A 22,521-nucleotide genomic window follows, 5' to 3' on the forward strand; every position below is an offset into this window, starting at 1 on the left:
ATAACGGAGAGCTTCGATGCAGTTTGCTATCAGTCGCGAGACTCTATTGCGTCCACTTCAACTAGTGTCTGGCTCCCTGGGCGGGCGTCCAACGCTGCCGATCCTCTCCAACGTGTTATTGATTGTTGAAGATGATCGGTTATCGATGACGGGTACCGATCTGGAGGTTGAAATGATCGGACGGGTTGCCTTGGAAGGCACAGTCCAGCCGGGTAAAACCACGGTCCCGGCTCGCAAGTTGCTCGATATCTGCCGCGGCTTGCCTGAATCGGCACCTATCAATTTTGTGCTGGAAGGCGATCGCCTGATCCTGCGTTCCGGTCGCAGTCGTTTCTCCTTGTCGACGCTACCTGCCGAAGAGTTTCCCAATATTGAAGATTGGGAGTCCCTGCTGGAATTCGATATCAGCCAGCTGGAATTGAAGCGTCTGATTGAATCGACGCTGTTTTCCATGGCCAGTCAGGATGTGCGTTACTACCTGAACGGCATGTTGTTTGAGGCCACGGGCCGCAGCTTGCGTACCGTGGCAACTGATGGCCACCGCTTGGCCACTTGTCGCCGTGATGTGGTGACTCAGGAATTACCCGAGCAGCAACTGATACTGCCGCGTAAAGGCGTGCTGGAATTGGTGCGTTTGCTGGAGAACGAAGATAAGCCAATCCGCTTGCAGATGGGGCGGAATAATCTGCGCGCCGTGTCGGAGGGTTTTGTTTTTACCTCCAAACTAGTGGATGGGCGCTTCCCCGATTATCGCCGTGTGATGCCACGCAACAGTGATAAGTACGTGCTGGCGGATCGGGAAGGGTTACGTCAGGCATTTGCTCGGGCGGCAATCCTCTCCAACGACAAGTTGCGCGGCGTTCGTCTAAACCTGCAACCGAATCTGTTACGCATCACGGCGAACAATCCGGAGCAGGAAGAAGCGGAAGAGCTGCTGGATGTCTCCTATCCAGGTCCCGAATTGGAGATTGGATTCAATGTCTCCTATGTGCTGGACGTGCTGAATACGTTAAAATGTGAACAGATCAAAATCAGTCTCACCGATGCCAACAGCAGTGCTCTGCTGGAAGATGCCAGCAGCGATGCGGCCTTATATGTGGTGATGCCGATGCGGCTGTAACCATGGCATTGCTCAAGTTACAGATCCGGGATTTTCGGAACATCCAACAGGCAGAGTTGAGCCCCGGTAAGGGGCTCAACGTCTTGTTGGGGTGTAACGGTAGCGGCAAAACCAGCGTGCTGGAAGCGATCCACTATCTTGGTCTTGGCCGTTCTTTTCGTACCCATCTGGCCGGTCGCGTGATTGGTCATGGCGAGAAAGCATTCACCCTGTTTGCTCAGGTCGAGTCAGAGCCCTATGCCGCGGTTCCGATTGGCTTATCCAAAAGCCGGACAGGGGAAACCCAATTGCGCTTAGCTGGGCGGCCAGCCGAGCGTCTGGCGCAACTGGCCGAGATAGTGCCATTACAGTTGATTCACCCGGAAGGCTTTAGTCTGTTGACGGGCGGTCCGCAGCAGCGGCGGTCTTTTATTGACTGGGGTGTGTTTCACGTGGAGCAGGGATTTTTCCCGCTCTGGGCTCGGGTGCGGCGCTTGTTGAAACAACGCAACGCTCTGCTGCGCCAGAGTCAGAGCTATGCACCGCTGGCATTTTGGGATCAGGAACTGGCGCGTCTGGGGTTGGAATTAGCGGAATATCGAGCCAGCTATTGTGCGGCCATTCTGCCGTTGCTGCAGGAAATTACGGCAGATTTTTTACCCGAATTCGAGTTCAAGATTGTGTTTTATCCCGGTTGGGATCGACAGCGACCACTGGATGAATTGTTACAGGAGGGGTTTGAGCGCGACCGGCTGATGGGTCATACCGCCATCGGACCCCATAAGGCAGACCTGCGGCTGAAGGCTAATGGTGTGCCGGTTCAAGATATGTTGTCACGCGGTCAGCTCAAGTTGCTGGTCTGCGCCATGCGGCTCGCTCAGGGACTGTTTCTGAATCGCCAGGGTGAGCGGCAATGTATCTTTTTGATCGACGATTTTGCCTCCGAGCTCGACTCGGAGAAACGGCGTCGGCTGGCACAGCGGTTAAAGCAGTGCGCCAGCCAGGTCTTCATCACCGCGATTGATGAGGCGCCATTGGCCGACATGATGTCGGAACTCGAGTGCCATCTGTTTCATGTGGAACAGGGCGCTATCACCGAATATCAAGCACGAGAGCGAGAGTAAGACATGAGTGAACACAACACTTACGACTCTTCGAATATCAAGGTATTGAAGGGGTTGGATGCGGTTCGTAAGCGTCCCGGCATGTACATCGGCGATACCGATGACGGCTCAGGCCTGCACCACATGGTGTTCGAGGTGGTCGATAACTCCATCGATGAAGCCTTGGCCGGCTATTGCAGTGATATCCTGGTTAAAATCCATGCCGATAACTCAGTATCGGTCCGCGATAACGGGCGGGGCATACCGGTCGATATCCATGAAGAAGAGGGGATATCTGCGGCTGAAGTTATCATGACGGTATTGCATGCCGGCGGTAAGTTTGATGATAACTCCTATAAGGTCTCCGGTGGCCTGCATGGTGTAGGTGTCTCCGTGGTCAATGCGCTCTCGGATAAGCTGCTGCTGACGATTCGACGGGGTGGCCATGTCTATGAGCAGACTTACCATCTGGGTGACCCTGAAGCGCCTTTGAAGCAGATTGGTGATTCGGATCAGACCGGGACTGAGATTCGCTTTTGGCCGAGCCCGACCATCTTCACCAACATCGAATACCACTACGAGATCCTGGCGAAGCGCCTGCGTGAGCTCTCGTTCCTCAACTCGGGTGTTTCGATTCGCCTCGAGGATGAGCGGGATAACCGTGAGCAGCACTTTCACTATGAAGGCGGTATCCGCGCGTTCGTGGAATACTTGAACCAGAACAAGACGCCGATCCACCCTAAGGTGTTCTACTTCACCCAAGAGCGTGACGATGGTATCTCCGTTGAAGTCGCGATGCAGTGGAATGATGCCTATCAGGAGAACGTCTACTGCTTTACCAATAACATCCCGCAGCGGGATGGTGGTACCCACCTGGCGGGTTTCCGTGCGGCGCTGACCCGAACCCTGAACAACTACATGGACAAGGAAGGGTATAGCAAGAAGGCCAAGACGGCGACCTCCGGGGATGATGCTCGTGAAGGTCTGACGGCTATCGTCTCGGTGAAAGTTCCGGATCCCAAGTTCTCCTCCCAGACTAAGGACAAGCTGGTCTCCTCCGAAGTGAAGACCGCGGTTGAGCAGTGCATGGGCGAAAAGCTGGACGAGTACCTGCTGGAAAACCCGGGTGATGCCAAGGTGGTGGTCAGCAAGATCATCGATGCGGCACGAGCACGGGAAGCTGCGCGTAAGGCGCGGGAAATGACTCGCCGTAAGGGTGCCCTGGATCTGGCGGGCCTGCCTGGCAAACTGGCTGACTGCCAGGAGCGGGACCCGGCACTCTCTGAACTCTATATCGTGGAAGGTGACTCGGCGGGTGGCTCCGCCAAACAGGGGCGCAACCGTAAGAATCAGGCCATACTGCCGCTGAAGGGTAAGATCCTGAACGTGGAAAAAGCACGGTTTGACAAGATGCTCTCCTCCCAGGAAGTGGCTACGCTGATCACGGCCCTGGGTTGTGGTATCGGACGCGATGAGTACAATCCAGATAAAACGCGTTACCACAATATCATCATCATGACGGATGCTGACGTGGATGGTGCCCACATTCGCACCCTGCTGCTCACCTTCTTTTACCGTCAGATGCCGGAACTGATCGAGCGTGGCTATATCTATATTGCCCAACCTCCGCTCTTTAAGGTTAAGAAGGGTAAACAGGAACAGTACATCAAGGATGAAGATGTACTGGTGCAGTATCAGACTACGCTGGCGTTGGACGGTGCCGCCATCCACGTCAATGAGTCTGCTCCTGGTATTGGCGGTGAGCAGCTGGAGCGCTTGGTGCTGCAGTATCGTGCGGTACAAAGCCTGATCGGTCGTTTATCTCGCCGCCTGCCAGAAGCCGTTCTGACCCAGCTGATCTATCAGCCGACACTCACTCCTGAGTTGCTACAGGATGAAGCTCAGGTCCAGGCTTGGGTTACCAAATTGCATCAGGTGTTGCTGGATCAGGGCACCAACGGTTCCCAGTTCAACATCGCGGTTGAGCACAATGTCGAGCGCCAGTTGTATTTACCGGTTGTTAGTCTGCGTCAGCACGGGATCGATCATAAATACCTGCTGAGCTACGATTTCCTCAATTCCAATGAGTACAAGCAGATCATCACTCTGGGCTCCCAGATCGCTAACCTGATGGAAGAGGGCGGTTATGTGAAGCGTGGCGAGAAGGTGAAACCTGTCGCTAGCTTTGATGAAGCCATCAGCTGGCTCGTTGATGAGGGTAAGCGTGGCGTCTATATCCAGCGCTACAAAGGGTTGGGCGAGATGAACCCGGATCAGTTGTGGGAAACCACCATGGATCCATCTACGCGTCGCATGTTGCGTGTCACCATTGATGATGCTATCTCTGCCGATCAACTCTTTGCCACTCTGATGGGCGATGTGGTAGAGCCGCGGCGTGAGTTTATTGAAACCAACGCGCTGCGAGTGGCTAACCTGGATTACTAATAGCGGTTTGTCATCAGTAATAAAAAAGCCAGTCAGCGATGACTGGCTTTTTTGTTTCACATGAAACGTTATCGTTGCATCATTCTGCTATAACCGCAGTGGCGGCTTGGCTATCCACCAAAGCCGAGGGCAATATAGGATGTTGCTGGCCATTTGCTATCGTGACACGGTTGCGGCCTGTGCGCTTGGAGTGATAGAGCGCCTCATCGGCCCGTACCAACCACTGTGCTGGAGTCGTGGTCGTTGCATCGAGAACGGCGAGTCCAATACTGATGGTGAATTCGATCATCCGATTATCATGGTGAACAATATGCTGAGCAATTGCTTGCCGCAGACGTTCGGCGATCAGCCAAGCGGTTTGACTGTCTGCGTCCAATAGCAGGATCCCAAATTCCTCGCCACCATAACGTCCTGCTACATCGGTAGCGCGCAGTTGTTGGCGCAGAATAGAAGCGACATCCCGCAGTACCGTATCGCCAGCCGGGTGGCCATAGCCATCGTTAATCTTCTTAAAAAAATCGATATCAAACATCAACAAGGTCACAGGCGAACCACTGCGGAAGTGGCGCTGATACTCCTGCCGCATGCACTCTTCCCAATGACCGCGGTTGTAGAGCCCGGTTAATCGATCGGTGATGGAGAGCGCCTTGAGTTGTTGATTGGCGTCTTGTAGCCCTTGTTTCCCCATGGCTGCATCGGTGACGTCATAAATGATGATACAGATATGGTTGCAGAGGCCATGACGCGAAACCAGCGGCATCAGGGTGATATTCTGATACATCAGCGCACTGTTACTGGTGAAGGGGCGTGTGCTGGCAAAATCAAACAGTCGTGGCCGTTGTTCCCAAGAGCTGAACACAGGGCTATGCAGGGCAAAGACCTCTTCGACTTTGCGTTGCAACCAAGCGATGGGCAGGTCTGGAAATTGGGTCAGCAGATTATTGCCACGGATATGGCTGGCGAGTTGACCACTGTGGTTCTCCATAAAGCCGTTCCACAGTTGCACCTGATATTGGCGATCGATCACCACCAGGCCGACATCTATGGTCTGTAGAATATCCATCAACCAATGAAAGTCATCTAGTTCGATTAGATCCATACATTACTCGGCAATCAGGCTGAGTCGACGCTCAAGCGCCGACAAGGAGGTATCGGTTAACAGCAGCAACAGGGTACAACTGATTTGTTGCGCCGGTATGGTATAGGTCAGGCTCACGCTGAGAATTTTCTGCGCCTGTTCCTGCTGGGCCAGTATGCTATCGCTGCCCAAGCTGATGAGTGCCGGGTGGCTGCGACTGAAACGTAAGCCAAGCAAGTCCGACAAGCCCAACAACAGCGTACCCGCCAACATACTGGAGAGTTCGATCAGCAGCGATTTGCGATCCAGTTCATCTTGCTCATTGAAGCCGAGGAGTGGGGCAATTCGGCTGATGTCCTGCTCTGCGAAGTGGATCAGACACTCACCCGCGATGCTGGAGCCGACAAAGCCCTGACTCACCACCATGTTCCCCGGCATCTCCAACCACTCTTCGACTTGACGGTGTAGGCGGTGACTGGTGCAGAGTTGTACCTTGGGGATGGGTAAGTGGATAAATAAGTTCAGCAGGTCAGCCAGTTGGCGTGCGGCCTGTCCCATGGCGATATTGACGATCTCTTGCAGGCTTTCCTGATAGCTGACCGGTGCAAAGTCATGGGGTGACGTCAGTGGTGGGGCGATGAGAGCATCCGTGATGGCCGGCATCAGTCCAAACTGTTCTAACAAATGCAGCAGTTGGCTGTTATTTAGCGGTTTCTGCAGGAACGCCAGCGCCCCAAGTTCGAGAATGCGCTGATGGGCCTGAGCCTGAATGTCCCCGGAAACCACAATGACCAGCACGTTCAACCCTTCGTCACGGATGGCCTCCAGAACCTGATAACCATCCAGCCCTGGCATATTCAGATCTAGAAATAGTAATTCGCCCTTACCGGCACGCAGTAGTTGCAACGCTTCCTCGCCTTGGCAGGCGCTTAATACTTCCCGCGCCAGCCCTGCGGGAAGACCGCGGATCAGCTGCTGGCGGGCGAAGCGGGAATCATCACAGACAATGACTGAATACGACATGAGGTTTTGGCAATCCGGTTATGACAAAGTCCATTGTGTCACGCCTGTTCAGTTTTACAACGCAACGGCTCGAGCGACAATTCAAATTGCGTACCAAGTCGCTAAACCATACTGGTTCAGCTCGCGTCAGGCGGTCTTCAGCATTAATTTCAGCAAATTTCAGCTAATACCTCGGCCAGAATAGCGATCCCGCTCTGTACCTTGTCGGCATCCTGGGCATAGTTCAGTCGCAGACATTCATATTGATGCTGCCAAGTAGCATCGGTAATGCCAGGAAAGAAGTAGTGACCCGGAACGACGATCAAGCCACGCTGTTTCAGGCGTTGATACAGCTCCTGACTATGAATAGGAAGCCCCTCAAACCACAGCCAGAGAAAGAGTGCGCCCTCTGGCTTGTGGATACGCAGCTTGGGATGGGGAATCGCTTCCTGAAGCCACTGTACCGCCTGCTGGGCTTTCGCCTCGTAGAAGGGACGGATGTGTTGTTCACTCAAGCGAATGATATCGCCGTTCTCAACCCAGCGTTGCACCATGGTCGGGCCGACACCACCGGGTGCCAGATTGATAATGCCGGACAAATTTCCGATGGCCTGGATTAAGGTCTCGGGACCGATGACGATGCCACAGCGAGTTCCTGGCAACCCCAACTTGGACAGGCTCATACAGAGTATGGTGTTGCTGTTCCAGAAGGGTTTGACCTCGGTGAAGATGATGTTCGGAAAGGGCGTGCCATAGGCGTTGTCGATGAGCAGCGGTATCCCGTTGGCGCGAGCCAGCTCATCCAGATGGCGGATCTCTTCATCGGTCAGCACATTTCCCGTCGGGTTGGTCGGCCGTGACACACAGATTAGACCGATGTCATCGCCAATCTCTAGGGCTTCAAAATTGACGTTGTACTTGAACAGACCATTATCCAGTAATGTAATGGCCGGTTTGCAGGCGACGAACATCTCCTCGCTTAATGCAGAGTCGGCGTAGCCGATATATTCGGGCGCCAGCGGGAATAGCACTTTTTTCTTGCGGCCGTCACTGAACTCACCCGCCAGCAGGTTGAACAAATAAAAAAATGCATTCTGGCTACCGTTGGTCAGTGCAATATTTTTGGCGCTGATGTCCCAGCCATATTCCTGGCGCAGCAATGCAGCCAATGCGGCGGTGAATTTATCTTTGCCCTGCGGCCCATCGTAATTGATCATCGATTTCAGCAGCTCGCCGGAGTTTAGCTGTTGGCTGGCTTCGTCATGAAAGGCTTGCAGCATCGCTGGAATAGCGGCTGGATTGCCACCACCGAGCATGATGGCCTGCGGATCCAGTAAGCCCTGATTCAAATCATCCATTAATTGGGTGATACCGGCGTGACGAGTAAATTTACGGCCAAACAACGAGAAGTCCATGGTGGTATCCAAACAGCAAAAAGGGGCAGTTGCCTAATCATTCCAGAAGAGGGGATCTGTTTTAACGCGCTGGGGTGATTAGTCAAGCCTGCCTTGGCAAATAAGCTGTTTCACGTGAAACGTAGCGATTGAGTGTGAATAGTCGATTTGTCTGGTGAATGCGCGTTGACTGGAATGTTGAATCAGTACCAAGAAAAAAGCCCGGAATATCCGGGCTTTTGGCGTGGCTGTGGTGGTGATTACTTCTGTAGTACAGAGATATCCGCCACTTCGAGAAACAGGTTGCGCAGACGAGAGAGCAGGGTCAGACGATTGAGCTTCAACGCCTCATCGTCAGCCATGACCATCACATCATTGAAGAAGGTATCCACCACTTCACGCAAGCTAGCCAGGCGAGTCAGAGCCTGCTGGTAATTACCGGCGGCAAAGACGGGCGCAAGTTGCTGTTCCAGTTCGGCAACCTGGCGAGCCAACGCTTGCTCGGCCGCGTCTTGCAACAAGGCCTCATTGACGGCTGGATTGAGCGTGCCATCGAACTTGGCCAGAATGTTGGAAACCCGCTTGTTGGCGGCAGCCAGCGCATCGGCGGCATCCAGAGTCCGGAAGTGGCTCACGGCCTTCACCCGTTGATCAAAATCGGCAGGACGGGTTGGACGGCGAGCCAGGACGGCTTGCACCACATCCACGTCAATCCCTTCTTCCTGATAGGCGGCGCGGAAGCGAGCCAGCATGAAGTCGATGACTTCGTCGGTGACCTTGGCGTTAGACAGCTTGTCGCCATACAGCGCGGCGGCCTTGGCGACCAAGTCAGCCAGATCCAGATCCAGCTGCTTTTCAACGGCAATACGCAGGGTACCAATCGCCGCGCGACGCAAGGCAAACGGATCCTTATCGCCCTTGGGTGCCTGACCGATCCCAAAAATCCCGACCAGAGAATCGAGCTTATCGGCAATGGCTACGGCACAGGCCACCAGACCACCCGGCAGAGCATCACCGGCGAAGCGCGGCATGTATTGCTCATTCAGTGCCACGGCTACGTCTTCGGCTTCTCCATCGTGGCGAGCATAGTGCATGCCCATGACGCCCTGGGTGTCGGTAAACTCCATCACCATGTTGGTCATCAGATCGCACTTGGAAAGCAGACCCGCACGGGTTGCGTGTTCTACATCCGCACCAATCCGGGGGGCGATGAAAGCCGCCAGTTCCGCGATGCGTACTGACTTGTCTTTCAGGGTACCGAGCTGTTGCTGGAACAGCACAGTAGCCAGACTTTCCAGACGAGCGGCTAGTGGTTGCTTCTTGTCGGTCTTGAAGAAGAATTCCGCATCAGACAGACGAGGGCGAACCACGCGTTCGTTACCGCCGATGATTTGGCTCGGATCCTTGGACTCGATATTGGTGACGAAAATGAAGTTCGGCATCAGTTTGCCGGCCGCGTCATAGACCGGGAAGTACTTCTGATCGCCCTTCATGGTGTAGACCAGAGCTTCGGCAGGGACTTCCAAGAATTTCTCTTCGAAGGCTGCGGTCAGCACCACGGGCCATTCGACTAGGGAGGTCACTTCCTCCAGCAAGGATTCTTCCAGATCAGCGACACCACCCAGAGAGGCGGCCGCCTGCTCGGCTCCCGCCTTGATCAGCGCCTTGCGGCGCTCGAAATCGGCAATCACCTTGCCGCGAGTCTCTAGCAGGCCCGGATATTGAGCCGCATGCTCGATCTCGAACTCGGCTTCGCCCATGAAACGATGGCCCCGGATGATGCGTGCCGATTGCAAGCCGAGGACTTCACCGGGCACCAAATCGCCACCGAAGAGCAGACACAGGGTGTGAACCGGACGGACAAATTGGGTGCGCGAGGCTCCCCAGCGCATCAGTTTCGGAATTGGCAGACCAGCCAAAGCGGTGGCAGTCATGGTGGCGATCAGACTGGTCGTCGGTTGACCGGTCACGGTAGCACGGAATACCAGCCACTCGCCCTTGTCGGTGACCAGGCGATCGGCTTGCTCGACTTCGATACCATTGGAGCGGGCCCAGCCGACAGCCGCCTGGGTTGGCTTGCCATCAACAAAGGCAGCACTGACGGCCGGACCACGTTTTTCGACCTGCTTGTCTTGCTGGGTTGCAGCTAGCTTATGCACCTTGAGTGCCAGACGGCGTGGCGCTGCAAACCATTCGACGCGCTCGAAGGCCAGTTCGGCCTTGGTCAATTCTTGGGTAAAGTTCTCGGCAAAGGCTTCCGCCAGCTTGCGAAGTGCCTTCGGTGGCAGCTCTTCGGTGCCGAGTTCAATCAACAGGTTCTCAGTTACCATGCTCACACCTTTTCCTTACACATCGGGAAGCCCAGCGCTTCGCGGGCTGCGTAGTAGGCTTCGGCCACCGCCTTGGAGAGGGTACGAATGCGCAAAATGTAGCGCTGGCGTTCGGTGACGGAGATGGCGTGTCGGGCATCGAGCATATTGAAGGCGTGTGCGGCCTTCAGGATGCGTTCGTAGGCCGGTAGTGGCAGCGGAGTTTCCAGTGTCAGCAGGTGCTGGCACTCTTTCTCGCACTGATCGAACATCTGGAACAGAAAGGGAACATCGGCGTGTTCGAAGTTGTAAGTGGATTGCTCCACTTCGTTCTGATGGAACACGTCGCGATAGGTGATCTTGCCCAGCGGACCATCGGCCCAGACCAGATCATACAGGCTATTGACGCCCTGGATGTACATGGCCAGACGCTCGAGCCCGTAGGTGATTTCACCCGTGACCGGTGAGCACTCCAGACCACCCACTTGCTGGAAGTAGGTGAACTGGGTGACTTCCATACCATTCAACCAGACTTCCCAGCCCAGACCCCAGGCGCCCAGCGTCGGGTTTTCCCAGTTGTCTTCGACGAAGCGAATATCGTGCACTTGGGTGTCGAAGCCCAGCTCACGCAGCGAGCCGAGATACAGCTCCTGAATATTGGACGGTGATGGTTTGAGAATGACCTGGAACTGGTAGTAATGCTGCAGGCGATTCGGGTTCTCGCCATAACGACCATCGGTCGGGCGACGAGAGGGTTGAACATAGGCGCAGTTCATCGGCTCGGGGCCGATGGCGCGCAAGAATGTCATTGGATGAGAAGTACCGGCACCCACCTCCATATCGAGGGGCTGCACGATAACGCAACCTTGCCTGGCCCAATAATCTTGGAGGGTCAGGATCAGTCCCTGAAAGGTCTTGATATCGAATTTTTGCATGATTTTGTTCGCGCGATTAGTTCAGTGCATACTGAGCGGAAATAAACCGCAAGAGTATACCGTCTGCACTGTCGGGAATATAGGCTGAATTGGCTTTGTGACTATATCGCTAGGGAAAAGCGTGAGTTTTCGTAGGGTTTAGTGGTTTCCCGGGCAGTGGTAATCCAAAAGGAGAGCAAGATGCAAGGTCGTTGTCCCTGGGTGACACAGGATGCAGAGTATATCGCCTACCATGATCAGCAGTGGGGGCGTCCGGTTAATGACAGCTTGGAGTTGTTTGAGAAGTTGTGTCTCGATGGCCAGCAGGCCGGGCTTTCCTGGATCACTATTCTCAAGCGGACCGCCAGTTACCGGCGAGCGTTTGCGGACTTTGATCCGGTGCGGATTGCGGCGTTCAGCGACGCCGATGTCGAGCGCCTGCTACAGGATACCGGCATCATCCGCAATCGTCTCAAGGTGCAGTCGATCATCAAAAATGCCCGTGCTTATCTGGCTCTGCAGGCTGAAGGCGTCGATTTTGCCGAATTTTTGTGGGCATTTGTTGGCGGCAAGAGTCAGATCAATCACTGGCAAAGCATGCGCGATGCGCCTACCAGTACCCCTGAGTCGGATGCCATGTCCAAGGCGTTGAAGAAGCGCGGGTTTAACTTTGTTGGCTCCACCATCTGTTATGCCTTCATGCAAGCGGTCGGCATGGTGAATGACCATGAGATCGGATGTCCTTGCCATGCCGAATGTGTGCATCTGGCCCGTGAGCGAGGTCGCGCATGAGCCATCATGTTCCTTTGGCTGCGGTCCTGGCTCTGCGGCTCGATGGTGAGGGCGGGGCCGATCCCCTGCTGCCGGGTGCCGAATTACCGGAGCAGGATGTCTGGATGCATCTGGACTACTCTTCACCCCATGCCTACGAATGGATAAAAACCTCCACCCTGTTACCGGATGGAGTGCGGGAGTCGTTGCAAGGGGACAGTAGTCGTCCCAAGCTGGTCAAAGCCAATGGTGGCATGTTACTGACCCTGCGCTGCATCAATGCCAACGAGGGGCAGCGGCCGGACCATATGGTTGCGGTGCGCTTTTACATCAATGATCGCATCATCGTCTCGACCCGGCGGCGCCGGGTGCATGCGGTGGAAGAAATCGTCCAAGATCTGGCCAAGCGTATGGGGCCCTTGAATACCGCCGACTGGTTGGTCGATCTGTGCGAGCACATCACCGAGCAGGCGGGGGATTTCATCGACGAGTTACAGGAGAAAATTGCCCTGCTGGAGGAGCATCTGCTCAACGAACGCACCATCGATCGGGTGGATCTGGCGGATATCCGGCGCCAGCTGATCGTCTCCCGCCGTTATCTGGCTCCGCAGCGGGATCTGTTCAGTCGTCTGGCGAATGAAAAAATAGGCTGGCTGGAGGCCGATGATCTGCGGCGCTTGCAGGAGATTGCCGACCGGTTGGGACGCTGGCTGGAAGATCTGGACTCCAGTATCGCTCGCACCTCGCTGCTGGCCGATGAGATCAACGCCCGTCTGACCGAGGCGATGACGCGGCGCACCTACATCATGTCGATCATGGCCATGGTGTTCTTACCCGCTACCTTCTTGACCGGTTTGTTCGGCGTCAATCTGGGCGGTATTCCGGGCGGAAATTCGGCGATTGGCTTCTTGGTGTTTGTGTCGATCCTGGCCAGCTTGATTACCGGATTGGCAATCTGGTTACGCTTGCACCGTTGGTTGTAAGCACCCTGATGAATCAGAGCCCTTTGCGGATCAGATAGCGATAGGGCTTCTGCTCGGTGTCACTGGCCAGCAGGGTATGGTCCATATGCAGGCAGAAGCTGGGGATGTCGCGGGTGGTGGCGGGATCATCGGCCAGGATCAGCAAGGTTTCGCCCATCTCCATGCCGCGCACCGTCTTGCGGATCATCATCACGGGCTCCGGGCAACGTAGGCCTAACGCATCAAGCTGGTGTTGTGCTTGGGTGAACAATTCATTCATGGGCAATCCTCCGCGGGCGAGCTGCGGATAATACCCGCTGATGGTCATGAAGCAAGGATTTGACCTCTGGTTAGCCCGTGGTTTTGGGCTTCCACAGCGCGGCATCAATAATGGACCACAGATGAATGATCCAGCCGAGCAGGATGATCCACAGCACGGCCGCGAACACAATGTGTATGGCTGCCATCAGCAGGCGTCCTTGAACCAGTTGTCCCAGCCCTGGAATAAAAAAACTGCACAGTGCGGCAATCACGTTGCCTGCAGAGCCTTGTCCTGTCATTTCCACCTCTCATGTTCGTTGATTCGCGAGTCTCCGAGTCTACCATGTCGTTTTACCTGCAATGTGAATCACATTGCAATGAGGAGGTGGCTCGCGTTACAAAGAAATAAGCGCTCCGACAGGATGCCGGGGCGGTATTACGCAGGCCAGGGAGGTCGTATGTTGGGGTATTGGGGACGAATCAAGGTGTATGCGGCCATGGCAGCTTTGGCATTCGCGTTGTTGGTGCTGGAGAGCCCGATTGGCAGCAGTGGCATCTGGCTGACGGCAATAGTGCTCTGTGGCATAGCATTGTGGTGGGAGTTGAGTGACTACCCGGATGCCGAGTAGTCGCCACTGTTTATTGTTCGGCACTCACCGCGCTGACAGCGCGCGCCAGTTGCCGCGCTGTGGCCACCGCATCGCCCTGGGGATCACTGAAATAGCTGGCTAGCAGATCAAAAATGGCTTGTTGCACGTTGGATGGAATGGCCATGCCTTCTGCCATGCTGGGCACCAGATCGCCATGCTGGGTGGCATGTTGCAATGCTTTGGCTGACGCCTGGCCACAGGGGTCAAACTGGCTCAAGTCCGCATCGGCCAGGGGAGGGATCGAGCCCTTCACCCGGTTGAACTGTTGCTGAAAGTCGGCACTCATCAACAGTTCAGCAAACTGCTGCTGAGCTTGGTCGTGCTCCGCATCCTGCTGCTGGAATAGCGCCAAAGAGTCCAGGTTATAGCTAAACTTACCCGCCGTCCCTGGAGCTGGCAGACATCGAATGGCTTGGTTTCCCGGCTCTGTGAGCTCCCCTTTGACCCAATCACCCATCAGTTGCATGGCGGCCTGTCCATTGACCAGCATCTGGCTAGCCTGATTCCATTTTAAGCCGATATGATTTGCGGGCAGGAAGGAGCGTAGGCTATGAAAGCGCCGTAGCACCTGTTGCATCTGGGTTCCTGACAACACCTCGGGCTCCAGATTGACGAAGGCGCGGCGGAAAAAATCACTGCCACCTTCACCGAGGGCGATGGCCTCGAACAGGATCGCCAGCTGCCAAGGGTCATCCCCCATTGCCAGCGGAGTAATACCGGCCTGTTTGAAGCGGCGAGCGACTTGGATCATCTCTTCCCAATTCCTGGGCGGGTTCAATTCAAGGCGCTGGAACAGGGATTGATTGATCCACAACCAGTTGACGCGATGCAGGCCGACGGGCACCGCCACAAAGTGGCCCTGATGATTCAGGGTCGAGCTGACAAAGGGGTAGAGTCTCAGCTGCCATTGTCCGCGGCGGGCGACATCATCCAGATTGCGCAAAAAACCACGCTTGGCCCATTCATGTAACTCGACCCCTTTCAGATGCGCGGCTTGGGGAGGGTTGTGATTCAGGGCGCGGCTGCGGAGTACCAGCATGGCCGAGTTACCACCGCCACCGACAATGGCGGCATCCACCCAGTGGTGACCCAGCGCTTGCCAGCGCTGACGCAACACATCGGCGGCGCGAGCCTCGCCACCGGCGGTCCACCAGTGCAAAACCTCGATATCACTGGCGGTTGCCGGTGTGCCAAGCAGCGCGATGAGCAGAGCCACGGCCAGGCGCATGGCTAGTGTCTCGGTAACGACAGTACGGCCTGGAGTCCGCCCTGGGGGCGATTTTCCAGCACCAGATCGCCACCATGGGCATGGGCTATGCTGCGCGCAATCCCCAGTCCCAGGCCGGTGCCCGGTGTGTCGTGACTGAGTCGGTAGTAGGGCTCGAAGATTTTCTCCAACTGATCCGGTGGCAGACCTGGGCCTTCATCGATGAAGTAGAGAATCACTACTTCGGCTTCGTCTTGCTCCTCGATATCGTCCATGACGATGATCCGCACCCGTTGACCATATTTGATGGCATTATCCGCCAGGTTGCCGATGCAGCGTTTCAGGGCCAGCGGCTTACCGCGATAGGGTTTCTTGCAGCGACCTTCAATCCTCATCAGCGCTTTGCCGCCAAGGTTGTAGTCTTCCGCCGTGTGTTCCAACAGCAGATTGATATCGATGAGCTCAACATTCTCGTGAATGTCGGTATCTTTCACCGTCTGCAGTGCGCCCTTGACCATCATCTCCAAATCATTGAGATCCTTGCTGAACTTGACGATTTGCTCTTCATCATCCAGTAGTTCGACCCGCAGCCGCAAACGGGTGATCGGGGTTTTTAAGTCGTGGGAAATGGAGCTGAACAACCGCTCCCGATCATCAATATAGCGACGGATACGGTGCTGCATCACATTGATGGCGCGGGTCACAGCGACAATTTCGCTGGCTCCTTCCTCGGGTAGAGCCGCTTGATCGATGTCCTTACCTAGGGTGACGGCGGCTGAGGCCAGGCGGCGTAATGGCCGGGTCTGCCAGCGGACCAGCAGGAAGGTGAACAGGAACAAAATGGCACTGAGCAGCACGATGAAGCGGAACTGATGGGGAGGTAAGGTGGCCTCTTCCAACGTCATGTAGGGGGCGGGCAGCAGCGCGGCCAGATAGAGCCATTCCCCTTTGGCTAGCTCGATTTGGGTCACCAAGATCGGCGGATTCAGCGGCTCCATCAGCAGGGAGTGACGGGCCCAGGAGGGGGGGATATCCGCTAACAGGGTCTGGTTGTCGAAGACATGCAGCTCGCCCGGATAGGAAAAATCCACATGCAGGGTCAGACCATAACCCAGCTTGTGGTGCAGCACATTTCGCACCTCATTGATGACCAGATTCTTGCGATTGGAGTCCGGCAGGGCATCGAGCTGGATCTCTGCCTTGTTCAGCGACACGAAAAAGCGGCTGCCGCCCATGTTGCGTAGCTGGTCGAGTGCAATCTGACGATATTGCAGTGGCAAAGACTGAAAGAAGGTAATGGTCGAGGCGGCGGAGTTGGCCAGATTGCGGGTGGCACTCATCATGCCGTCCAACTCATGTTTTTGTAGTTGCTGCATCCACAGGCCGGAGATCAGACTCTGCGCCAGGACGATAGCCAACAGCAGTAACCAGAGCATGCGGGAGAGCAGGGAACGCGGAACCAGTTTGAGAAATAGTCTTCTAATCTTCATGGCTGACTTCGGCAATCAGCATGTAGCCACTGCCGCGGATAGTCTTGATGATGCGAGGGCTTTTGCCGTTATCGCCCAGCTTCTGACGCAGGCGGCTGATTTGTACATCGATCCCGCGTTCCATCGGCAGGGTTTCCCGTCCGCGGGTGGCATCGCTGATGCTGTCACGATCCATCACCTGGCCGGGATGTTGCAGAAATAGCGACAGTAGCAGGAAGTCACTGCCGGTCAGATCCATTTCGTTACCATCATCGTTGATCAGATGCTGACTCAGGGTGTCGAGCACCCAATCGGCAAAGCGAATACGGCGACCACTCTCTTTTTCCGGTTGCCGGAATTCGGCGCGACGCAGCAGGGCCTTGATGCGGGCCATCAATTCCCGTGGACTGAAGGGCTTGGCGATATAGTCATCGGCTCCCAGTTCGAGACCAATGACACGATCCGCCTCGTCAGAGGCCGCCGTCAGCATGATAATGGGGACTTGGGATGTGCGGCGGATCTGCTGACACAGGCTGAAACCATCATCTCCCGGCATCATGATGTCGAGAATAATCAGGTCGGGCGTGTTATTGCTCAGGTGCTGATACATCTCGCCGCCCTCTGCAGCGGCCAGCACATCGAAGCCCGAGCGAGTGAGGTACTCCTTGAGCAGCTCACGGATCTCCTGGTCGTCATCCACGATGAGGATTTGCTTACCTTTCGCCATCTTTCCCGAGCTCCCGCAACAAGTGCGCAGATTGAACACATTTGTTGATGAAAATGCAAGAAAATGGCCGACAAGATGTGAGCCTACAGGGACAGGGATAGGCCGTGCGAGCTCCATATTCGCCACTAAACCATCAAAAAGCCATTGCCGTGGAGGTAACCGCTCTGGAGTTGCTGTTCCTGGCAAGCCAGAACGAGTCCTGTCTCAGTATTTCTCCAAAATGGTGGTGATACCTTGTCCCAGGCCGATACACATGGTTGCCAGGCCGAGGCTGGCCTGACGTTCTGCCATCAAATAGACCAAGCTGGTCAGGATACGGGCACCTGAGCACCCCAGGGGATGCCCTAGCGCTATGGCGCCACCATTCAGATTTACTTTCTGTTCGATAACATCTTCCAGTTGCAAGTCGCGCAGGCAGGGCAGGCTTTGGGCGGCAAATGCCTCATTGAGTTCAACCAGGTCAATATCCGTCATCTGTAACCCGGCTCGCTGCAAGGCTTTGCGACTAGCCGGTACCGGCCCGTAGCCCATGAGCGCGGCTTCGCAGCCCGCTACCGCCATGGCGCGGATCCGCGCCATGGGTTGCAATCCCAAATGGTGTGCATGTTCAGCCGACATGATGAGCAAGGCAGCGGCACCATCGGACAGCGCGGAAGAGTTGCCCGCTGTGAGGGTGCCATGCACTGGATCAAATGCCGGCTTGAGCTGGGACAGCCCTGCTAGGGTGGCATCGACGCGGATGACCTCATCCTGGCTGATGGGGAGCAGAGCCCCATCGGCATCGTGCCCGAGCACGGGCACCAGTTGCTGGGCGAAAGCACCGCGCTGCGCTGCGGCGGCGGCTCGTTGATGGGAGCGTAGAGCAAACACATCCTGCTGTTCACGACTAATGGCGTATCGTCGGCCGAGTAACTCGCCGGTCAGCCCCATCATGGTCGACGCTTGGGCAATCTGATGGCTGAGGCCAGGATGGAAATCAACACCCTGAGTCATGGGGATATGTCCCATATGCTCGACACCGCCAACCAGACAGACGGTGGCATCGCCAACCATGATCGCTCGGGCGGCATCGTGCAGCGCCTGCATGGAGGATCCACACAGGCGGTTGACGGTAACGCCAGCCGTAGTGACGGGTAATCCGGCCAATAGCAGGGCATTACGCGCGATATTGAAGCCTTGCTCCAGCGTTTGCTGGACGCAGCCCCAATAAACGTCATCAATGTCGGTAGCGGCGAGTGCCGGATTGCGGCGTAATAGTGCCTTCATCAATTCAGCCGAGAGGGTTTCCGCTCGGACATGGCGAAATCCTCCGGCTTTGGATTTACCCATGGCCGTACGGACGGCGTCGATAATCACCACCTCATGCATGAGAACCTCCGGAATAAAAATGCTCTCCCTGGTTCGCCATGGCGCTGAGCCTGGGGGTTGCCGAGTACAAGGGACCTAACGCGGCGTAGTCGTCGAGCAGATCGATAAAGCGGGAGAGGCCAAATTGATCCAGATAACGGCAGGGCCCACCGCGGAAGGCAGGAAAACCCAGACCCGCGAGCAGGGCCATATCCGCTTCTGCCGGGGTGGCAATAATCTCCTCCTCCAGGCAGCGAACCACCTCGGTCAACAAGGGGATCATCATCCGCGCCTCTATGGCGTCATCGCTGCAACATGGTACCGGCTGTGTGGGCGGATACCACAGGTGCGCTAGCTCCGTGTCTGGCTCTTCCCTCGGTTTGCCGCGGGAGTCGAGACGATAGCGGTAGAAACCTTGTTGGCTTTTCTGCCCCAGACGCCCGGCTGCATATAGCAGGGCGACAGGGTCTACGCCGTGAAGGGCCATGCGCTCGGGGAATCCTTGCGCCATGACCTGAGCGGCATGATGAGCCGTATCTAGCCCTATGGTATCCAACAGTCGGGCCGGTCCCATCGGCCAACCGAAGCGCTGTTCCATAATCTGATCGATGCGATAGGGATCCTGTCCCTCTGCCAGCAGCAGACGGAAACCACTGAGATAGGCAAACAGTACGCGATTGACGAAAAATCCAGGACCATCGTTGACGACAATCGGTAATTTCCCCAGCGCGAGGGCATAGGCAACAACCCGTTCTATGGTGTCGCTGCTAGTCTGTGCGCCGCGAATGACCTCGACCAGTGGCATCTTGGGGACTGGATTAAAGAAATGCAGGCCGCAGAATGATTCCGGGCATCGCAGCACCGACGCCAATTCAGAGATGGGAATGGTGGAGGTATTACTGGTCAGGATGCCGTGGGCAGCTAGCTTTTGTTCAGTTTCAGTCAGTACCTGTTGCTTGATGGCCTTATTTTCCACGACGGCTTCTACAACCAGATCAGGCTGTGCAATATGCTCATTGCTCTGTGTCGGGGTGATTATCTGTAAGGTCTGGGTCAGCTCATGAACGGTGATTGCTTCTCGAGCCAGTGCCTTGGTCAGTATCGCGGTGACTTCTGCCATCCCAAGTTGCAGCGCACTACGGCGAATATCTTTGAGCCACACTGGAATACCCCGGCTGGCGGATTGATAGGCGATGCCTGCACCCATGATGCCCGCGCCGAGTACCGCTACGGCACTGGTTTTATGCTGGCCCGCCAGAGACTTGGCTTTGTTCTTGATGAACTGTTCATTCAGGAAGTTACCGACCAGGGCGTTAGCCTCTGGAGTCCGGGTGAGACGAATGAAATCTTGCCGCTCTTGCACCAAGGCGGCGTCTTGTGACATCTGGCGGGAGGAAAATAGGGTGCGAACAGCCTGGATCGGTGCCGGATAGTGAGGCCCGACCTGCTGAAAAACTCTGGCTAGAATTGTTTGCTCACCGAGGCGGGCTTCAATACTGCCAAGCGCTAAGGGTTCTTGCTTTTGCCGGCGTCTGGCTTGCCAATCTAGTTCCTTGTTGGCCGCCATTTCTAGCATGCGCAAGCCAATGTCGCGTAACTTTTCGGTGCTTGTGATTGCGTCAATTAGCCCCAGCTGCAGCGCTTCGGCGCCGGTTTGCTCTTTGCCGGTGGCAATCAGTGTCGCCGCCGGGGCACTGCCAATCAGCCGAGGTAAGCGCACTGTTCCACCCCAACCGGGCATAATGCCGAGCTTGGTTTCCGGTAACCCGATGCGTAAGGTCTGGTCAGCAATCCGGTAGTCAACCGCTAAAGCCAGTTCACAGCCGCCACCCAGAGCATGTCCCTGTAACGCCACTAAAGTAGGATAGGGGAGCCGTTCGATACGGCAAAATAGGTGGTTGATCTGGGTCAGCCACGCAGTCAATTGCGCTTCAGGGAGTGAAAATAGGGTTAAAAACTCCGTAATATCGGCTCCCACGATGAAGTGCGGTTTGGCGGAGGTGATGAGTAAACCACGCAGCTCATGCTGTTGTTCGAGCTGGGTGATCGCCTCCTCCAACGCGAGCAATGTCACTCGATCGAGTTTGTTGACCGCGCCAGGAGAACAGAAGTGGAGTTCAGCAAAACCATTGCTAATTTTTTTTACCGCCAGAGAACTCGCTTCATACAGCATGTCTGTCTCCCAGATCTCGACTAGCGAATGGACCACCTTGTGATAGAAACTATGGAAACAGCTGCTGATTTTTTCAACGCTCATTTTAAACATTTGTTTAACATTTATCGCCTGCAGGACAGGGTTCCTGCTCGCTGCTGAGACGCGCCATGATGGGGATGGATAATTATCGGACGCCAACTGAGATCCTCGATGTCAGTGAAGAGATCAAAAAGAGCCGCTTTCTGACATTTCTCGCTCCGATTACTGGTAAGGAACAAATGCGGGAGTGGTTACTTACTCTTCGGCAACAACATAGTTCAGCGCGGCACCACTGCTGGGCTTGTGTTGCAGGAGCGCCATGGGATGGGCAACAGTATGGCTTCAGTGATGACGGTGAGCCGTCAGGAACCGCGGGAAAGCCCTTGCTCAACCTCTTGTTGGGTAGTGGCTTGGGCGAGGTGGGAGTCATCGTTGTTCGTTACTATGGTGGTATCAAATTAGGTACTGGCGGTCTAGTTCGGGCGTACAGCAGTGGCGTAACTGAGCTATTGAAGAGGGTTCCGACCCGGCTCGTGGTCTCTAGTGCCGCATTTTTACTAGAATGTGGCTATGACGACTTGGCGGTGAGTCAACGGCTCATAGCACAATTCTCCTGTGAAAATGTGCAATGCGAATATGGTACCGTAATCCAGATCACTGGGAATTGCCCGCTCGCTCACTGTCGAGAGATGGATACCGCACTAACCAACCGCAGTCATGGCCGCGTGATCATGCAGTGGCGTTGAAAACTACTTATATATAGAGGGGCGAATGGCTAAGTTATTGGTGTGGTATGCGACTCACGAAGGGCAGACGCGAAAGATACTGGAGAGGATGGTCTCTTCGTACCCGGGTTATGACGTCGAATGGTGCCGTCTGGACGCAGAGCCTAGCGTGGCCTTGTCGATGTATGACAAGGTGCTGGTGGGCGCATCCATTCGTTATGGTCATTTTCCCAAGGTGCTGGATCAGCAGGTGAAACGGCATGCCGCAGAGTTGGCGGCATGCCATGCGGCATTTATCGGTGTCTGTCTTACTGCACGGAAACCGGAGAAGAGTGAACCGCATACTAATCTGTATGTCCGTAAGTGGCTGGCCAGATCGCCATGGCAACCGAAGTACTGTGCTGTTTTTGCGGGTGCCTTGCGCTATTCACGTTACCGTTGGTGGCAAAGCCTGATTATCCAGTTCATTATGCTGCTCACCGGCGGCAGTACGGACAAAACTCAGGACATCGAATTCACCGATTGGCAACGCGTCGATGGCTTTGCCAAGCACTTCCTCAGTGCTTCAGCGCCAGTTACCGAGTAGTTTTGTTTATATTCACCGCGTTGTGGCGGATATTTGCGCGAACAGTGCCATTTTTGCAAAAAGCCCTTGTCAGGCGAAACGAGCTCCCTATAATGCGCCCTCATCGACGGACGAGATGTCCGGCAGCGTTGAAAGCAAAGCAAAAAATGCTTGACTGACAACGCGGGTTGCGTAGACTACGCATCCCACGACAGCGAGGCTGTCACGCTCTTTAACAATCAAATCAAGCAATCTGTGTGGGCACTCACAGGAATTGGATGTCAAAAAAATTGATATGC

The 22,521-nt window shown here is 55.4% G+C and carries 21 protein-coding genes; 8 read left to right on the forward strand and 13 right to left on the reverse strand.

Annotated elements, in window-relative coordinates; translation table 11 throughout:
- The first annotated feature begins 16 nt into the window (after positions 1 to 16).
- Genes dnaN through gyrB form a run of 3 tightly spaced genes read left to right on the forward strand, consistent with a single transcriptional unit; the run spans position 17 to position 4,647 of the window.
- Positions 17 to 1,120 carry a DNA polymerase III subunit beta gene (gene dnaN / locus ACYVG7_RS17780; RefSeq protein ID WP_460884427.1) on the forward strand — a complete coding sequence of 368 codons (1,104 nt, stop codon included), beginning with the start codon at positions 17 to 19 and terminating at the stop codon, positions 1,118 to 1,120.
- A gap of 2 nt (positions 1,121 to 1,122) precedes the next feature.
- Positions 1,123 to 2,223, forward strand: a complete 1,101-nt coding sequence (recF, locus tag ACYVG7_RS17785) for a DNA replication/repair protein RecF (RefSeq protein ID WP_460884428.1) — start codon at positions 1,123 to 1,125, stop codon at positions 2,221 to 2,223.
- A 3-nt stretch (positions 2,224 to 2,226) separates the two neighbouring features.
- Entirely contained in the window at positions 2,227 to 4,647 is a 2,421-nt protein-coding gene (gene gyrB / locus ACYVG7_RS17790) for a DNA topoisomerase (ATP-hydrolyzing) subunit B (RefSeq protein WP_460884429.1), read from the forward strand.
- Between the two features lie 79 nt (positions 4,648 to 4,726).
- Here the strand turns inward: gyrB and ACYVG7_RS17795 are convergent, their stop codons facing one another.
- The 5 genes from ACYVG7_RS17795 to glyQ all read right to left on the reverse strand — a co-directional run bounded on the left by ACYVG7_RS17795 (position 4,727) and on the right by glyQ (position 11,365).
- A complete protein-coding gene (locus ACYVG7_RS17795) occupies positions 4,727 to 5,746 on the reverse strand; it encodes a sensor domain-containing diguanylate cyclase (RefSeq protein WP_460884430.1) in 1,020 nt (339 codons plus the stop codon).
- A gap of 3 nt (positions 5,747 to 5,749) precedes the next feature.
- Positions 5,750 to 6,748, reverse strand: a complete 999-nt coding sequence (locus ACYVG7_RS17800) for a response regulator (RefSeq protein WP_460884431.1) — start codon at positions 6,746 to 6,748, stop codon at positions 5,750 to 5,752.
- Positions 6,749 to 6,897: 149 nt separating this feature from the next.
- Positions 6,898 to 8,142: a valine--pyruvate transaminase gene (locus tag ACYVG7_RS17805; RefSeq protein WP_460884432.1), complete on the reverse strand. Its 1,245-nt coding sequence runs from the start codon at positions 8,140 to 8,142 to the stop codon at positions 6,898 to 6,900.
- A gap of 239 nt (positions 8,143 to 8,381) precedes the next feature.
- Positions 8,382 to 10,451 carry a glycine--tRNA ligase subunit beta gene (gene glyS, locus ACYVG7_RS17810; RefSeq protein WP_460884448.1) on the reverse strand — a complete coding sequence of 690 codons (2,070 nt, stop codon included), beginning with the start codon at positions 10,449 to 10,451 and terminating at the stop codon, positions 8,382 to 8,384.
- Between the two features lie 2 nt (positions 10,452 to 10,453).
- The gene (glyQ, locus tag ACYVG7_RS17815) at positions 10,454 to 11,365 is read right to left on the reverse strand and encodes a glycine--tRNA ligase subunit alpha (RefSeq protein ID WP_460884433.1); all 912 of its coding nucleotides are present in this window, start codon (positions 11,363 to 11,365) and stop codon (positions 10,454 to 10,456) included.
- 180 nt (positions 11,366 to 11,545) lie between these two features.
- Between glyQ and ACYVG7_RS17820 the strand changes: the two genes are divergently transcribed.
- Positions 11,546 to 12,136 carry a DNA-3-methyladenine glycosylase I gene (locus tag ACYVG7_RS17820; RefSeq protein WP_460884434.1) on the forward strand — a complete coding sequence of 197 codons (591 nt, stop codon included), beginning with the start codon at positions 11,546 to 11,548 and terminating at the stop codon, positions 12,134 to 12,136.
- Positions 12,133 to 13,098, forward strand: coding sequence for a zinc transporter ZntB (gene zntB, locus ACYVG7_RS17825; RefSeq protein ID WP_460884435.1), 966 nt, complete (start codon positions 12,133 to 12,135; stop codon positions 13,096 to 13,098). Before ACYVG7_RS17820 ends, zntB begins: the two co-directional genes overlap by 4 nt.
- A gap of 13 nt (positions 13,099 to 13,111) precedes the next feature.
- Here zntB and tusA read toward each other — a convergent pair whose 3' ends face one another.
- Together tusA and ACYVG7_RS17835 are read right to left on the reverse strand one after the other, a co-directional pair.
- Positions 13,112 to 13,357, reverse strand: coding sequence for a sulfurtransferase TusA (tusA, locus tag ACYVG7_RS17830; RefSeq protein ID WP_460884436.1), 246 nt, complete (start codon positions 13,355 to 13,357; stop codon positions 13,112 to 13,114).
- Positions 13,358 to 13,427: 70 nt separating this feature from the next.
- Positions 13,428 to 13,610, reverse strand: a complete 183-nt coding sequence (locus ACYVG7_RS17835) for a hypothetical protein (protein ID WP_460884437.1) — start codon at positions 13,608 to 13,610, stop codon at positions 13,428 to 13,430.
- Positions 13,611 to 13,796: 186 nt separating this feature from the next.
- Between ACYVG7_RS17835 and ACYVG7_RS17840 the strand changes: the two genes are divergently transcribed.
- The gene (locus tag ACYVG7_RS17840) at positions 13,797 to 13,967 is read left to right on the forward strand and encodes a hypothetical protein (protein ID WP_460884438.1); all 171 of its coding nucleotides are present in this window, start codon (positions 13,797 to 13,799) and stop codon (positions 13,965 to 13,967) included.
- 10 nt (positions 13,968 to 13,977) lie between these two features.
- Here the strand turns inward: ACYVG7_RS17840 and ACYVG7_RS17845 are convergent, their stop codons facing one another.
- The 5 genes from ACYVG7_RS17845 to fadB form a co-directional block, all read right to left on the reverse strand.
- On the reverse strand, positions 13,978 to 15,216 hold the full coding sequence (locus ACYVG7_RS17845; protein WP_460884439.1) for an ABC transporter substrate-binding protein: 1,239 nt from the start codon (positions 15,214 to 15,216) through the stop codon (positions 13,978 to 13,980).
- Positions 15,217 to 15,218: 2 nt separating this feature from the next.
- The gene (locus ACYVG7_RS17850) at positions 15,219 to 16,685 is read right to left on the reverse strand and encodes an ATP-binding protein (protein ID WP_460884440.1); all 1,467 of its coding nucleotides are present in this window, start codon (positions 16,683 to 16,685) and stop codon (positions 15,219 to 15,221) included.
- Positions 16,675 to 17,391: a response regulator gene (locus ACYVG7_RS17855; RefSeq protein ID WP_460884441.1), complete on the reverse strand. Its 717-nt coding sequence runs from the start codon at positions 17,389 to 17,391 to the stop codon at positions 16,675 to 16,677. The genes ACYVG7_RS17850 and ACYVG7_RS17855 overlap by 11 nt, the downstream gene beginning before the upstream one ends.
- A gap of 204 nt (positions 17,392 to 17,595) precedes the next feature.
- Complete coding sequence (gene fadA / locus ACYVG7_RS17860) at positions 17,596 to 18,759, reverse strand: acetyl-CoA C-acyltransferase FadA (RefSeq protein WP_460884442.1); 1,164 nt, start codon at positions 18,757 to 18,759, stop codon at positions 17,596 to 17,598.
- On the reverse strand, positions 18,752 to 20,911 hold the full coding sequence (gene fadB, locus ACYVG7_RS17865) for a fatty acid oxidation complex subunit alpha FadB (RefSeq protein WP_460884443.1): 2,160 nt from the start codon (positions 20,909 to 20,911) through the stop codon (positions 18,752 to 18,754). Before fadB ends, fadA begins: the two co-directional genes overlap by 8 nt.
- A gap of 149 nt (positions 20,912 to 21,060) precedes the next feature.
- Here fadB and ACYVG7_RS17870 point away from each other — a divergent pair, with 149 nt between their 5' ends.
- Positions 21,061 to 21,678, forward strand: a complete 618-nt coding sequence (locus tag ACYVG7_RS17870) for a YigZ family protein (protein ID WP_460884444.1) — start codon at positions 21,061 to 21,063, stop codon at positions 21,676 to 21,678.
- A 25-nt stretch (positions 21,679 to 21,703) separates the two neighbouring features.
- Positions 21,704 to 22,243 carry a menaquinone-dependent protoporphyrinogen IX dehydrogenase gene (hemG, locus tag ACYVG7_RS17875; RefSeq protein WP_460884445.1) on the forward strand — a complete coding sequence of 180 codons (540 nt, stop codon included), beginning with the start codon at positions 21,704 to 21,706 and terminating at the stop codon, positions 22,241 to 22,243.
- Positions 22,244 to 22,330: 87 nt separating this feature from the next.
- Here hemG and ACYVG7_RS17880 read toward each other — a convergent pair.
- Positions 22,331 to 22,521 (reverse strand): hypothetical protein (locus ACYVG7_RS17880; RefSeq protein WP_460884446.1); only part of this gene is annotated, 191 nt, incomplete at its 5' end.

The organism is Pseudaeromonas pectinilytica (assembly GCF_054780855.1).

What these genes read in the sequence shown, in the direction of transcription:
- ACYVG7_RS17840 (WP_460884438.1), top strand. Translation starts at nt 13,797, where the DNA reads ATGTTGGGGTATTGGGGACGAATCAAGGTGTATGCGGCCATGGCAGCT.
- ACYVG7_RS17850 (WP_460884440.1), bottom strand. Translation starts at nt 16,685, where the DNA reads ATGAAGATTAGAAGACTATTTCTCAAACTGGTTCCGCGTTCCCTGCTC.
- ACYVG7_RS17870 (WP_460884444.1), top strand. Translation starts at nt 21,061, where the DNA reads ATGATGGGGATGGATAATTATCGGACGCCAACTGAGATCCTCGATGTC.
- ACYVG7_RS17800 (WP_460884431.1), bottom strand. Translation starts at nt 6,748, where the DNA reads ATGTCGTATTCAGTCATTGTCTGTGATGATTCCCGCTTCGCCCGCCAG.
- zntB (WP_460884435.1), top strand. Translation starts at nt 12,133, where the DNA reads ATGAGCCATCATGTTCCTTTGGCTGCGGTCCTGGCTCTGCGGCTCGAT.
- ACYVG7_RS17820 (WP_460884434.1), top strand. Translation starts at nt 11,546, where the DNA reads ATGCAAGGTCGTTGTCCCTGGGTGACACAGGATGCAGAGTATATCGCC.
- dnaN (WP_460884427.1), top strand. Translation starts at nt 17, where the DNA reads ATGCAGTTTGCTATCAGTCGCGAGACTCTATTGCGTCCACTTCAACTA.
- ACYVG7_RS17805 (WP_460884432.1), bottom strand. Translation starts at nt 8,142, where the DNA reads ATGGACTTCTCGTTGTTTGGCCGTAAATTTACTCGTCACGCCGGTATC.
- ACYVG7_RS17795 (WP_460884430.1), bottom strand. Translation starts at nt 5,746, where the DNA reads ATGGATCTAATCGAACTAGATGACTTTCATTGGTTGATGGATATTCTA.
- hemG (WP_460884445.1), top strand. Translation starts at nt 21,704, where the DNA reads ATGGCTAAGTTATTGGTGTGGTATGCGACTCACGAAGGGCAGACGCGA.
- fadA (WP_460884442.1), bottom strand. Translation starts at nt 18,759, where the DNA reads ATGCATGAGGTGGTGATTATCGACGCCGTCCGTACGGCCATGGGTAAA.
- fadB (WP_460884443.1), bottom strand. Translation starts at nt 20,911, where the DNA reads ATGCTGTATGAAGCGAGTTCTCTGGCGGTAAAAAAAATTAGCAATGGT.
- recF (WP_460884428.1), top strand. Translation starts at nt 1,123, where the DNA reads ATGGCATTGCTCAAGTTACAGATCCGGGATTTTCGGAACATCCAACAG.
- ACYVG7_RS17855 (WP_460884441.1), bottom strand. Translation starts at nt 17,391, where the DNA reads ATGGCGAAAGGTAAGCAAATCCTCATCGTGGATGACGACCAGGAGATC.
- ACYVG7_RS17845 (WP_460884439.1), bottom strand. Translation starts at nt 15,216, where the DNA reads ATGCGCCTGGCCGTGGCTCTGCTCATCGCGCTGCTTGGCACACCGGCA.
- tusA (WP_460884436.1), bottom strand. Translation starts at nt 13,357, where the DNA reads ATGAATGAATTGTTCACCCAAGCACAACACCAGCTTGATGCGTTAGGC.
- glyS (WP_460884448.1), bottom strand. Translation starts at nt 10,451, where the DNA reads ATGGTAACTGAGAACCTGTTGATTGAACTCGGCACCGAAGAGCTGCCA.
- glyQ (WP_460884433.1), bottom strand. Translation starts at nt 11,365, where the DNA reads ATGCAAAAATTCGATATCAAGACCTTTCAGGGACTGATCCTGACCCTC.
- gyrB (WP_460884429.1), top strand. Translation starts at nt 2,227, where the DNA reads ATGAGTGAACACAACACTTACGACTCTTCGAATATCAAGGTATTGAAG.